Below are 13913 nucleotides of genomic sequence, written 5' to 3'. Positions count from 1 at the left end.
TAAAAGAAGCATTACCAAACAATGAAGTGATTGGGTTTAATAAAGATGAAGCGGTGGCAAGATATATTCAGAAAGTGTTTGATTTATAATCTTATTTATAAATTCTACAAGCACTAAATTAACTAAAAGCCCTCTACACAAATGTAAGGAATAAAATCTATTTTATTAAGAGACAATTATGCAAAATTTCCCTTTAACTCGATTTTTACTTGCAACAGCCGCATTGGTCATTATTCTGGCAGGCGTGAAGCTCGCAGGTGAAATTGTTATTTCCTTTTTACTTTCCCTTTTTATTGCAATCATCTGCTCACCCGCTATTCATTTTATGACTAAGCGAAAAATTCCATTAGGGCTTGCCATTACCTTAATGCTGATTTTTATCGTGGTACTTTTTCTTTTTTTAGCGGGAATGATTAACAGCACCATTCGCGAATTTACAGCATCTATTCCTCAATATAAAGAAATCTTACAGATTCGATTAGAAATAATCAAAACGTTCATTACTGAGTGGAATATTCCTCTGACTATCCCTGATATTTCTGCATTAGAGAGTTTCGATCCAAGTATGGTAATGCAGCTGGTAAGCCGTGTTTTGCTCAGTTTTTCTAATGTGGTTTCCAATATTTTTATGCTACTTTTAGTTGTGGTTTTTATGCTGCTAGAATCGCCTATGATTAAGTATAAAATCACGCTTGCATTTAATGGCGGTAAGTCAAATTTCAACCAAGAAGTTGAGCATCTGAGTCGCGTAGTAGAAATCATTATTCGCTATCTTGGTGTAAAAACCTTAATGAGCACCTTAACTGGCATTGCAATTTACATGATTTTAGATATTTTCAGCGTGCAATATGCCGTGCTTTGGGCGGTATTAGTGTTCTTACTTAACTACATTCCCAATATCGGCTCAGTATTAGCAGGTATTCCAATTGTCCTTCAAGCCTTGCTGCTCAACGGATTTTCAGATGGTATTGCAGTAATGATTGGAGTCATCGCAGTCAATATGTTGGTGGGGAATATTTTAGAACCAAGAATGATGGGCAAAACACTGGGGCTTTCTACATTAGTCGTCACACTCTCGTTGCTTTTCTGGGGTTGGCTACTCGGCACAGTTGGTATGTTGCTCTCTGTGCCGCTCACTATGGCATTAAAAATCGCATTAGAATCTAGTCCGAACACTATTCAATATGCGGTATTGCTAGGTGATGTGCCAGAATTAGAAAAAGGTAAATATATGAAATAGCCACGCACTAATATGACTATTTCATGATTATTTCTGTCTATAATATTAAGGAAAAAGAAACGGATTTAATCCGCTTTTAGCAAACTCTTTTTGCTCCATTTCAGCATCAAGCAAAATGGTAGCAAGATCATCTGCTACAGGTTCAACATAGGCATCTTTTTCTTGATACATCACTTTTAAGTAACTTCCACAATCGCCACAGCTTTCAGCTTTCACGCCTGCATCAACATTATCAAAACTCCAGTAATCTAATTTGCCACTTTGATCGCAGGTTGAGCATTGTGAACGGGTCATATTCCATTCACTTTCACAAAGCGAACAGTGCATATAGCGTAAACCTTGTTCACTGCCAAAATGAATCACGCTTGCCACAGGTGCTGCATCGCATACAGGGCAGGTATGGCGTTCGCCTACTTCGGTCATGGTATTGCGCGGTAGTTGTTGAGTGAGTTGCACCCAATAAAGTGAAAGTGCCGCCCATAAAAAGACCGCTTTATCTGCTCCTACTTGTTCATAATTCTCATTAAGCAAGTCCGTCGCTAATTTTTCTAGCTCAGAAGATGCTGCCTTTTCTAACCATTCCAATGTCGGTAAGGTAGTTTCATTAGCGTAAGGTTTGAATTTTTCAATGAGTGCGAGCAAAAGTTTCTGCCATTCGTTTGAGCGTGGAAAATTTTTGGCATTCAGTGGTTTATTACCTTGAGTTTGGGTAATGCAAGCGGTCAATTTTTCTTGTTCATTTGCAATTGGCTGGCTTTCAAGAAGATCTAATTGCACTTCAACCAAGTTTGCTGCAAATTTAAGATAATCTTTAAATGGGTTATGCTCTGCCAATTGGCGTAAGCGTTTCGCACGACGGGCATATAAGTTTTTCGGGTTAGCAAATAAAAGCGGTGGATGTTCAAAAGAACTTGCCGCTTGTTTGATTTCAGTATCAGGTAAAATTCGGATACTCATTTTGTGTCCTTAAATGAGAAGAGAATAAACAAAAAGTGCGGTAATTATACCGCACTTTGGTTTGGAAGTTAGCCTTTACTTGCTTGTTCGGCAAGCTCTTTTTCAAGCTCAGGTTTCACTTCCTCGTTATACCATTTCGGGTGGTGTTTTTTCGCCCAGCGGACAGTTACCCAGCCTTCAACCATACCTCGGATTGAGCCTTTAATCCAGAACGCCATATACATATGAACGAGAATCCCTGTAAATAACGCAAAGGCACTTGCTGAGTGAAGCAAAATAGCAATTCGTAAGGTTTGGATTGAGAAATTATGTGAGAAATATTTTCGCCACATAATAATTCCAGTGATTAACAAGGTAAACATTGCCAAATTTAATGTCCAGAATAACATTTTCTGACCAAAGTTATATTTACCATTGTAAGCCACTGCATGCTCATTCCCTTTTAACACTTCGTGTACGTTCATTGCCCATTTCAGGTCATTTTTTTCTGGAATGTTATGATCCCAGTAAATCAACGCCATAATAATAAAGGCAATAAACATCACGATCCCTGTGAATGGGTGAATTGCACGAGCTAATTGCGGTGTACCGAGAATTTCAGTTAACCACGCAAAATCTGGGAAGAAGAATGCAACCCCTGTGAACATTGTCATAAAGAATGAAATAACCAAGAACCAGTGGCTCACTCGAGCAACAGGTTTGTGGCGAATAATACGGGTATCATTCGTGATTTCCACTTTTTTACTCATCTTTGCCTCCTTTTTCTTGATGTTCACCTTCTGCGTGTTCGTGGTGATCTTCCACATCCTCTTCAACGTTTGGTCCAACGGTCACATAGTGAGCAACCTCAGCAAGTGCTAAGCCGCCCATTGCAATCGCTGCAACTGGTTTAAGCACATCTTTCCAAAGCTCAACCGTTACATCAACTTTCGGATCTTTCGGCAAGCCAGAATAAAGCTCAGGTTTATCTGCGTGGTGTAACACGTACATTACGTGTGTTCCGCCCACACCTTCAGGGTTATAAATGCCTGCATTTGGATAACCACGGGATTTGAGATCTTTCACACGTGTTTCAGCATAGTGAAGCATCTCATCTTTCGAACCAAAGCGGATTGCACCTGTTGGACAGGTTTTCACACAAGCTGGCTCTTGACCCACATTCACGCGATCCACACAAAGGGTACATTTGTACACACGGTTATCTTCATCATTCATACGTGGAATATTGAATGGACAACCTGCAATACAGTAACCACAACCGATACATTTATCCGATTGGAAATCCACGATACCGTTTGCATATTGAATGATCGCACCTGGTGATGGGCACGCTTTCAAACATCCTGGTTCGGCACAGTGCATACAACCATCTTTACGGATTAACCATTCCAAGCGGTCGTTTTCTTCCACTTCATTGAACTTCATTACCGTCCACTGTTTTGCATTCAGATCACGAGGGTTATCATAAAGACCTACGCAATCTTCTTGCGGTGCACGAATATCGTTCCATTCTGAACAACCCACCTGACAAGCTTTGCAGCCGATACAGGTTGAAACATCAATAAGTTTTGCGACCTCCACCACGTGGTCACGAGCTTGTGGTGGTGGGGTAACAAAGGATGTAGCAGAAATTTTAATAATGTTTTGATCTTGTACACCTGACATTATACTGCCTCCGTTACTTTTTCAATGTTTACAAGGAACGTTTTATATTCTGGTGTTTGCGTATTTGCATCACCTACACGTCCAGTGAGCGTATTGGCTAAGAATGATTTTTTGCCTACTGTTGCAAAGCCGCCATGGAGTGGAATACCTACAGTGTGAATACGTTTACCGTCAGCATCAATTGAACGAACACGTTTTGTTACAACGGCTTTGGTTTTAATATAACCACGTTTTGAAGTTACTTTTACCACATCACCATTTTCAATGCCTTTCTCTTTTGCCAACTCTTCACTAATTTCCACAAACGGTTCTGGCTGAGCAATCATATTGAGGTTAGATTGTTTGGTCCAGAAGTGGAAGTGCTCAGTTAAGCGGTAAGTTGTACCCACATAAGGGAACTGACTTGCATCACCGAAACGATCTTTGTCGCTCTCTAAAATACGAACTGTTGGATTTGAAACCACATTAGGGTGAAGTGGGTTCGTGCCAATTGGTGTTTCAATCGGTTCATAGTGTTCAGGGAACGGACCTTCTGTCAGTTTATTTAATGCAAATAGACGGCTCACGCCTTCATTATTCATAATAAATGGCGTTACATTGCTGTTTGGTGGTGCAGTACCGAAGTCTGCCACATCAATGTAGTTCCAGTTTTTGCCATTCCATTTTACAAGCTGGCGTTTCGGGTTCCACGGTTTACCTGATAAGTCTGCAGATGCTCGATTATAAAGTACACGACGGTTAAGAGGCCATGAGAATGCCCAACCTAATGTATTACCTAAACCAGATGGATCGCTGTTATCGCGGTTCGCCATTTGGTTACCTTTTTCTGTCCATTGGCCAGTGTAGATCCAAATCGCTGATGAAGTTGAACCATCATCGCGAAGTTGAGCAAAGCTTGAAAGTAATTCACCTTTTTTCGCAATTAATTTACCGCTTGCATCATAAAGATCTTCTAGTGCATAACCATTATTCTCTTTAGCAAGCTCTTCCGATTTCGGTTCTAATGGATTTTTGTAATTCCAAGTCATGGCTTCAATAGTTTCAAGTGAAACTGGCGTTTTACCTTGAGCTTTTTCTTCATGATACATTTCAAGCATCACTTCACGGATTTCCGCTAAAATATCTACATCTGGTTTTGCTTCTTTTGGTGGTTCAGCTGCTTTCCAGTGCCATTGTAACCAACGGCCAGAGTTCGCAATTGAGCCATCTTCTTCAGCAAAACAGATGGTTGGTAAACGGATAACCTCAGTTTGAATATCAGCTGGGTTTACATCGTTGTATTCGCCATGATGTTGCCAGAATTCTGAGGTATCTGTTGCTAATGGATCGCAAATAATTAAGAATTTTAATTTACGTAACGCACTTGAGATTTTATTCTTATCTGGATAAGAGGCTAATGGGTTATAACCTTGGCAGATATAACCATTAATTTTGCCTTGATCCATCAATTCGATAAATCTCATATGATCCATTTTTTTCTTATATTGTTTCGGTAAATTGTGGTAGCCGAACTCGTTATCTTTAGTTGCATTCTCGCCATAGAAGGCTTTAAGCATACTCACCATAAATTTCGGGGTGTTTTGCCAGTAGTTTGTCTGACCATCTACCGCTGTTTTTGGTGTAATACGTTTTAAGAAGGCATCTAAAGTGGTATCTGTTTCAATTGGTAATGGAATATAGCCTGGTAACATAGATGGGAATAAGCCCATATCTGTTGTACCTTGTACATTCGAGTGACCACGCAATGCGTTTACGCCACCGCCAGACATACCGATATTACCTAAAAGCAACTGGATCATCGCCATTGAACGAATATTTTGTGCACCCACCGTATGTTGCGTCCAACCTAATGCGTACAAGAATGTTGTCGTACGTTTTGGATCAGCGGTTGAAGCAATCGTTTCTGCAAATTCTTGGAATGCTTTTTGTTTTGTACCACAAACACGCTCAATCATTTCAGGCGTATAACGTTCAACATGTTTTTTCAATAAGTTAATAACACAACGCGGATCTTGAAGTGTCATATCACGTTTTGGCTGTCCGTTTTCATCTAATTGATAAGACCACGTTGATTTATCATAAGAACGAGTTTCTGGGTTATAGCCAGTGAATAAACCATCTTCAAAACCAAAATCTTCATGAATTAAGAAGCTTGCATTGGTGTAATGTTTTACATATTCGTGTTGGATTTTATCGTTATCTAAAAGATACTTAATTACCCCTAATAAAAGTGTAATATCTGTACCTGAACGAATTGGAGAATAGAAATCAGCCACAGAAGCTGTACGGTTAAAGCGTGGGTCAACCACCATTAACTTCGCACCATTTTGTTTTTTCGCTTCAATAGCCCAACGGAAGCCAACTGGGTGAGCTTCTGCAGCGTTACCGCCCATTACCACCACCACGTCCGCATTTTTAATATCAACCCAATGGTTGGTCATCGCACCGCGACCGAAACTAGGAGCAAGACTTGCTACCGTAGGTCCGTGTCAGGTACTCGCTTGGTTATCTAAAACCAGCATACCAAAAGCACGACCAAATTTTTGGGTTAAAAGTGCCGTTTCATTACTTGCAGCAGAAGCTGTCAAGAAACCTGTTGTTACCCAACGATTAACTGGCGTACCTTCCGCATTGGTAGCTTCCCAGTTGGCATCACGGTCTTCTTTTAATAATTTCGCAACTTTATGAATGGCGTCGTGCCAAGAAATGCGTTCCCACTTATCAGAACCAGGTGCACGATATTCTGGATATTGAAGACGATTTGGACTATTTACATAATCCAATACCCCTGCACCTTTTGGACATAATGCCCCACGGCTAACTGGATGGTCTGGGTCACCTTCCACGTGGAATAATTTACCACGTGAATTCATTGCTCCATCACCGAGGCTATACATCAACATACCGCAGCCTACGGCACAATAAGTACAGGATTGGCGAGTTTCTTTAGCTCGTAAAAGCTTGTACTCGCGAGGGGCTGCTAACGCTTCACTTGGTGCAAAACCAAGCATTGCCGCAGAAGTCCCTGCCATACCACCTGCACAGATCTTGAAAAACTTACGTCTTGAGACCTGCATAAATCACTCCTACTAGTAACATTGACAACATTTTGTCAATGTGATGTTTAAAATGTAAAATACATCGTCATATTACAAACCCAATTTTATTGAGTTGTATTATTTAACAATTATTTTACCTTTGGCTATAATAAACCATACCCCATCTTTAGTAAATTTAATAAATCTAATTATTCTTTGATCTATTTAAAATTTAATTCATTAAAATAATATTGTTGAGAATAATTCTTATTTATTAAAATTAAATATTAAAAATATATATGAATATTTTACACAAAATAAATGCTACTCGTTTAAATATAGCGGATCAATCCATAACAGTATATCCGTGTGAAGATAGTCTTATTCGTGAAATACCTGTTGCTTTAGTGTATAACGGTATTTCTCATGTCGTTATGATGTGCACGCCAAATAATTTGGAAGATTTTGCGATTGGCTTTTCACTTTCGGAAGGCATTATTTCTAACAAGTCAGAAATTTACGGCATAGATATTATTACGCAATGCAATGGCATAGAGGTGCAATTAGAAATTAGCACCCGCCGTTTTGTTGAATTAAAAGAAAAACGCCGCTCAATGGCAGGCAGAACAGGTTGTGGCATTTGTGGTGTAGAACAATTAGAACAAATTAAACAGAGTTGTAATTTAGTTAAAAAATCTGACCGCTTATCAAACATCAACCCGCTTATTTTTAATCACTCACTTGAGCAATTAGAACAAGCCCAACAGCTTTCCAAAGAAACAGGTGCAAGCCATGCAGCCGCATTTTTTAGCCCTGAGGGTAAATTACTTGCCATTCGAGAAGATGTTGGCAGACACGTTGCCTTAGATAAACTCATTGGTTGGTACGTTGCAAACAATGAACCTCTTGGCTTTGTGTTTGTAACAAGTCGAGCCAGTTTTGAAATGGTGCAGAAATGCGTTGCAGCAGGGATAGAAATGTTATGTGCCATTTCCGCTACCACTGAAATGGCAGTCAAAATGGCACGAGAAAATGGATTTAGCTTACTCGGCTTTACCCGTAAAGGCAAAGCGACGGTTTATTCGGGCATATCTCGCCTTATTATTAAATAACCATTTATGGACTTTCAATCATTAAAACTCTTTTTAGATCTCGCTCAAACTCGTAGTTTTATTCGCACGGCAGAAAAAAACTATATGAGTGCATCCACCCTTACTCGCCATATTCAGCGAATGGAAGAAGAAGTGGAGCAACCACTATTAGTAAGAGATAATCGCCAAGTTCATCTTACAGAAGCAGGCAAAAAATTCTTAGAATTTGCAAAACAGAATTGGGCAGATTGGCAAGTAATAAAGAATGCCCTTTCCCCTCACCAAGGGGAATTAGAGGGGGAATTGCAGCTTTTCTGCTCAGTCACGGCGGCTTATAGCCATTTACCTGCAATGCTGGAGAAATTTCGTCAACGTTATCCGAAAGTCGAAATTAAGTTGATTACCGGTGACCCTGCTCACGCAGTCGGTGCAGTACATTCACTACAAGCGGATATTTCCCTCGCTGGTAAGCCTAATAATTTGCCAAATAATGTTGCTTTTCAACATATTGATAATATTACGCTTTCGCTGATTATTCCGCGAGTAGCCTGTTCAGCTACGCAATTGCTGCAACAAGATCCAATTGATTGGCAAAATATGCCATTTATTCTACCGCTTGAAGGACCCGCTCGGTTACGAATTGAAGCATGGTTTAAATCGCAAAAAATTAAAGAGCCAAAGATTTACGCAACAGTTGCGGGGCACGAGGCAATTGTGCCGATGGTGGCATTAGGATGTGGTGTAGCGTTATTACCTGATGTAGTCATTAAACATAGCCCCGTGGCAAACCAAGTTTCTTATCTTAACTTAAATAAGCCTATTAAGCCTTTTGAGTTAGGTATTTGTGTTCAAACAAAACGCTTACAAGAGCCGATTATTAAGGCTTTTTGGGCATTGTTTGCTTAATGATGCCTATCACACTCAATAAATTTTTTATCTATTCAATTAAAATAAACATGCAATATCTTTACGATAGTGAATTTTTTGGCATTTTTTGTTAGCTTACTAATTTTCTACCTGCAACACCTCCATAAGTAACTGAAAACAAGCGGTCTTTTTGTTCTAACAAATTACAAATACTACTTCAAAAACGCTAACACTTTTTCTGTCACCAATGAAATAGTGTAGAAGCGTAAGTCGGCGTGTTAGGTTGCTGGAAGAGAAGCGGTGAGATAATTAATGCAAAGCAAAAGCGGTGAAATCTACAAGATTTTTGTAAATTTCGCCACTTGATTATATTCATGCTTGTAAATATTTCAAAACATTTTATTATTTAATAAATTTATATTTCTTTCTAAATATTCTTTGCTTTTTAAATATCCCTGTAATTTTATTATTTCATTCTTATTAAACTCCGGAAATTCTCTCACAAAAATTTGATAAATTTCTTCATCTGGATAAAGGCGTAAATAATCGGCTAATTGCTGTTCCAGTGTATAATTTTTCTCTTTTTGGAGTGCTTGTAAAATTTCTTGTTTAAAACGCTCAGGCCTGCCAACAATATAACCGCGTTGTGCTTTGCTTAAACTGCTTAACCACATTCCATCTAATTTGGGCATTTGCTCAATAAGCTGAAAAATATCCGCTAATGCTCCTGTTTTTAATTCAAATTCAAGCTCACAAATTTTTTCTGAACCGAATGGATTTTTTACTTCGCCTTGATCAAGCACCACTTCAATTTGTGATTGGTTTATTTCAATTAGCCATTGATAGCGTATAAAATCTGTGCTAAAGGTAGGTGTGAGTGCTTCAGCAAGCTGCTCTGCGTCTTCAATTTGCAAATTAAAGTGCAAAACCAACCGCTTAAAATCAGGCTTTTCATTCTCTAGTGGCAGATTATATTCAGGGCGAATATGTAAGCCGCCAACAATTTCACCTTTAGTTTTCAGAGTCATTTCATAGCAATGATTTTTCACTCTTACACGAAAGCCCATTTGATGCTCGGCAAAATATTGTTCTGGCGTATCGAAATAAGTATTGCCTAATGTGGTTTCTCTCTCGTCTAAAATATGTTGCTTGGCAAGCCATTCGCTAACAGGTGCAATATTTTGCTCATCAAGCATTATCTTTAACTCAATCTCATTTTCCATTTTTTGTTCTGCCTATTTTTGATATGATCGGAAGATTATTTTATCAGAAAACCTATTATGTTTAATCGAATTAAAAATGAACTCCAAACCTTAGTTCAACGTGGCTTAGATAACCACTTACGCTTGGCGGTAACAGGATTAAGCCGAAGCGGAAAAACGGCGTTTATTACTAGCCTGGTTGATCAACTTTTGCACTATCAAACAGCAAACCTACCCCTATTTCAGGCAGTAAAATCGGGGCAAATTGTCTCAGTCAAACGCATTGAACAGGGGGATTTAACCATTCCTCGTTTTGAATATGATAAAAATCGTCAATGTTTAGAAGAAATACCTGCACGTTGGTGCGATTCCACGCGTGGCATCAGTGAAATTCGCTTAGCCATTCGCTATAAACGTAAGGGCATTTCTCGCCATTTAGCAGAAGAAAATACGCTCTATCTGGATATTTTTGACTACCCAGGGGAATGGCTGCTGGATTTACCAATTTTAAATCAATCTTTTAAAGAATGGTGCGAAGCACAGCAATTAGTACACACTGGAAAACGTGCAGAGTTAGCGAAAGAATGGTTACAAGCGGTCGAAAATTTGGATCTTTTTACAAAAGCCGATGAAAACCAACTTGCAAATTTAAGTGAAAAATACACCGCTTATTTATTAGAATGCAAAGCAAACGGAATGCAGTATATTCAACCTGGGCGATTTGTGCTACCTGATCAAAATATGCAAGGTGCACCTGTTCTACAATTCTTTCCATTATTAAATTTAACGGAAACGGATTGGGGAAAATTAGAAAAAGCAGATAAAAATAGCACCTATAAAATGTTGGAAAAACGCTATTACCATTACCAGCAAAAAATAGTAAAACCGTTTTATGATCATTATTTTTCTCGTTTTGATCGTCAGGTAATTTTAGCTGATTGTTTAACGCCATTAAATCACGGTTATCATGAATTTATGGAGATGAAAATCGGCTTGCAGCAATTGTTTAAACATTTTCATTATGGCACGAGAAATTTATTTTCTCGCCTTTTTTCCGCACATATTGATAAATTGTTATTTTTAGCGACCAAAGCCGATCATATTACACCAGAACAAATTCCGAATTTAGAAAGTTTAATGCGTCAATTAGTATTAGAAGGCGGAAATCATACCGCTTTCGATGGCATAAAAGGGCTAGGCTACTATGCGATTTCGAGTATTAAAACGACTGATGTGGTAAATGTCACTAAAGGAGGGCAATCTTTCAAAGCGGTAAAAGGCGTGCGTTCCAATAACTCATCACAAGTGTCGGTCACTTATCCAGGTAGCGTACCGAGCCGTTTGCCGAATGCCAGTTATTGGCAATATAATCAGTTCGATTTTGACCAGTTTGAACCGAAACATATTGAATATGATGAGCCTATTCCACATTTACGGATGGATGCAGTGCTACAGTTTTTATTGGCTGATATGTTAGATTAGGGTAAAATCGGTTTTATTTTTAACAAGAATTGAATTATGGCAAAGAAACCAAAAGTAGCTTCGAATACCATCGCATTAAATAAGCGTGCTCGTCACGAATATTTTATCGAAGAAGAAATTGAAGCAGGCTTAGAATTACAAGGCTGGGAAGTAAAATCCTTACGTGCAGGAAAGGCAAATATTGGTGATAGCTATGTTACTTTCCGTAATGGCGAAGCCTTTTTATTTGGGGCGACCATCACCCCATTAAACGTGGCGTCTACCCATATCGTGGCAGACCCAACACGCACCCGTAAATTGTTGCTCAACAAACGTGAACTAGACTCTCTCTTTGGTAAAGTAAACCGTGATGGGATGACTGTTGTAGCACTTTCTGTTTACTGGAAAGCAGCCTGGGCAAAAGTGAAAATTGGCGTAGCGAAAGGTAAAAAACTGCACGATAAACGTGAAGATATTAAAGATCGCGAGTGGCAAGTTGCAAAACAACGCATTATGAAAAACGCTGCTCGTGGCTAATTTTTAACAAAAGGAATATAAGATGATAGACCAAAACTTACTGCGTACTCACTTAGATGAAGTAGCAAACGCACTTAAAATCAAACGTAATTTTATTTTAGATGTTGAGCAAGTCAAAGCGTTAGAAGAAAAACGCAAAGTATTGCAAGTGAAAACGGAAACTTTACAGGCAGAACGCAATGCTCGTTCTAAAAATATCGGTGCAGCAAAAGCACGTGGTGAAGATATTTCTGCATTATTGGCGGAAGTGGATAATATGGGCAATGAGCTTAATGAAGCGAAAAAAGCTCTTGATGAAGTGCAAGTGCAAATTAAAGAGTTGCTTTTAAATGTACCAAATTTACCTGCGGAAGAAGTGCCATTAGGTAAAGACGATAGCGAAAACTTAGAAGTCGCTCGTTGGGGCGAACCACGTCAATTTGATTTTGAAATTAAAGATCACGTAACCCTAGGTGAAAACTTAGGCGGATTAGATTTTAGTGCTGGTGCAAAATTAACCGCAAGCCGTTTTGTGGTAATGAAAGGTAAATTAGCCCGCTTACACCGTGCGTTATCGCAATTTATGCTGGATTTACACACCGAACAACACGGTTATGTAGAAACAAACGTACCATTCTTAGTAAACCACGACAGCTTATTCGGCACAGGTCAATTGCCAAAATTTGGGGAAGATTTGTTCCACACTCAACCATTAACAGGTCAAGATCCTAACGAAGTTCAACGCTCATTTAGCTTAATTCCAACCGCTGAAGTACCAGTGACGAACTTAGTACGCGATGAAATTATTGAAGAAGAAAAACTTCCGTTAAAATTGACCGCTCACACCCCTTGTTTCCGTTCAGAAGCAGGCTCTTACGGTCGCGATACTCGCGGTTTAATCCGTATGCACCAGTTCGAAAAAGTGGAAATGGTACAAATCGTTGCACCTGAAAAATCAATGGAAGCATTAGAAGAATTAACGGGACATGCTGAAAAAGTATTACAACTTTTAGGCTTACCATACCGCAAAGTATTACTCTGCACGGGCGATATGGGCTTCGGTTCTTGCAAAACTTACGATTTAGAAGTATGGTTACCTGCTCAAGATACTTACCGTGAAATTTCTTCTTGCTCAAATATGTGGGATTTCCAAGCTCGCCGTATGACAGCTCGTTGCAAAGCGAAAAATGATAAGAAAACCCGTCTGGTTCACACCTTAAACGGTTCTGGTTTAGCGGTTGGTCGAACCCTTGTTGCAGTGTTAGAAAACTACCAAAATGCTGACGGTTCAATTACTGTGCCAGAAGTATTACGCCCATATATGGGTGGGGTAGAAGTGATTACCGTTTAAGCCTCTTTAAGTAAATAATAATTGGCCTCTCTCCTATTAGGACAGAGGCCAATTAACATTACAAACAATTATTCTCACCGCGAGAGAGACTAATAATCCCTGAACGCACGATTTCGATAATGGTTGTTTCTGCTTTTACCGCTTCAATAAAGGCATTAAGTTTTTCACTCGTACCTGTTAATTGAATGGTGTAAAGTTTTGGAGCGATGTCCACGATTTGACCACGGAAAATATCGGTCATTCGTTTCAATTCATCGCGGGCAGAGCCTGTTGCACGCACTTTTAATAGCAACACTTCACGTTCTACGTGTTCGCACGCACTGAGGTTAATCACTTTAAACACATCAATAAGTTTGTGCAGTTGTTTTTCGATCTGCTCTAAAATTTTCTCGTCACCGTTTGCCACAATAGTCATACGTGACAGACTTTCATCGTCAGTTGGTGCAACGGTTAAACTTTCGATATTAAAGCCATCCGCAATTGAATACCAGTGCCGCTTCTGTTCCAAATAAGGAAGACAAGGTA

12 protein-coding genes are annotated in these 13913 nt (G+C 39.2%); 6 read left to right on the top strand and 6 right to left on the bottom strand.

The window, feature by feature from the left end:
- Positions 1-178: 178 nt before the first annotated feature.
- The gene (locus KH943_RS05495) at positions 179-1240 is read left to right on the top strand and encodes an AI-2E family transporter (protein WP_304108671.1); all 1062 of its coding nucleotides are present in this window, start codon (positions 179-181) and stop codon (positions 1238-1240) included.
- 45 nt (positions 1241-1285) lie between these two features.
- Here KH943_RS05495 and fdhE read toward each other — a convergent pair whose 3' ends face one another.
- The 4 genes from fdhE to fdnG form a co-directional block, all read right to left on the bottom strand.
- Positions 1286-2197, bottom strand: a complete 912-nt coding sequence (gene fdhE, locus KH943_RS05490) for a formate dehydrogenase accessory protein FdhE (RefSeq protein WP_304108668.1) — start codon at positions 2195-2197, stop codon at positions 1286-1288.
- A gap of 68 nt (positions 2198-2265) precedes the next feature.
- On the bottom strand, positions 2266-2946 hold the full coding sequence (locus tag KH943_RS05485) for a formate dehydrogenase subunit gamma (protein ID WP_119222711.1): 681 nt from the start codon (positions 2944-2946) through the stop codon (positions 2266-2268).
- Complete coding sequence (gene fdxH / locus KH943_RS05480) at positions 2939-3862, bottom strand: formate dehydrogenase subunit beta (RefSeq protein WP_304108663.1); 924 nt, start codon at positions 3860-3862, stop codon at positions 2939-2941. Before fdxH ends, KH943_RS05485 begins: the two co-directional genes overlap by 8 nt.
- Positions 3862-6939, bottom strand: coding sequence for a formate dehydrogenase-N subunit alpha (gene fdnG, locus KH943_RS05475; protein ID WP_304108661.1), 3078 nt, complete (start codon positions 6937-6939; stop codon positions 3862-3864). Before fdnG ends, fdxH begins: the two co-directional genes overlap by 1 nt.
- Before the next feature lie 260 nt (positions 6940-7199).
- Here fdnG and fdhD point away from each other — a divergent pair, with 260 nt between their 5' ends.
- Together fdhD and ilvY are read left to right on the top strand one after the other, a co-directional pair.
- Positions 7200-8012, top strand: a complete 813-nt coding sequence (gene fdhD, locus KH943_RS05470; protein WP_304108658.1) for a formate dehydrogenase accessory sulfurtransferase FdhD — start codon at positions 7200-7202, stop codon at positions 8010-8012.
- 6 nt (positions 8013-8018) lie between these two features.
- Positions 8019-8897 (top strand): HTH-type transcriptional activator IlvY, encoded by an 879-nt coding sequence (ilvY, locus tag KH943_RS05465; RefSeq protein WP_304108655.1) that lies wholly within the window; start codon positions 8019-8021, stop codon positions 8895-8897.
- Between the two features lie 350 nt (positions 8898-9247).
- On the opposite strand, the gene KH943_RS05460 is transcribed toward ilvY, so the two are convergent.
- Complete coding sequence (locus KH943_RS05460; RefSeq protein ID WP_304108653.1) at positions 9248-10081, bottom strand: CYTH domain-containing protein; 834 nt, start codon at positions 10079-10081, stop codon at positions 9248-9250.
- A 57-nt stretch (positions 10082-10138) separates the two neighbouring features.
- Between KH943_RS05460 and KH943_RS05455 the strand changes: the two genes are divergently transcribed.
- The 3 genes from KH943_RS05455 to serS are packed head-to-tail and all read left to right on the top strand — an operon-like array spanning position 10139 to position 13388.
- Entirely contained in the window at positions 10139-11542 is a 1404-nt protein-coding gene (locus KH943_RS05455; protein ID WP_304108650.1) for a YcjX family protein, read from the top strand.
- A 33-nt stretch (positions 11543-11575) separates the two neighbouring features.
- Complete coding sequence (smpB, locus tag KH943_RS05450; RefSeq protein ID WP_304108677.1) at positions 11576-12058, top strand: SsrA-binding protein SmpB; 483 nt, start codon at positions 11576-11578, stop codon at positions 12056-12058.
- A 22-nt stretch (positions 12059-12080) separates the two neighbouring features.
- Positions 12081-13388, top strand: a complete 1308-nt coding sequence (gene serS, locus KH943_RS05445; RefSeq protein WP_304108647.1) for a serine--tRNA ligase — start codon at positions 12081-12083, stop codon at positions 13386-13388.
- A gap of 58 nt (positions 13389-13446) precedes the next feature.
- Here the strand turns inward: serS and ilvN are convergent, their stop codons facing one another.
- Positions 13447-13896, bottom strand: coding sequence for an acetolactate synthase small subunit (ilvN, locus tag KH943_RS05440; RefSeq protein ID WP_304108674.1), 450 nt, complete (start codon positions 13894-13896; stop codon positions 13447-13449).
- Positions 13897-13913 lie beyond the last annotated feature (17 nt).

Origin of the sequence: Haemophilus parahaemolyticus, assembly GCF_018373095.1 — a bacterium.
Lineage (GTDB): Bacteria > Pseudomonadota > Gammaproteobacteria > Enterobacterales > Pasteurellaceae > Haemophilus_A > Haemophilus_A parahaemolyticus_A.
This window is presented reverse-complemented; position numbering and strand designations above follow the sequence as displayed.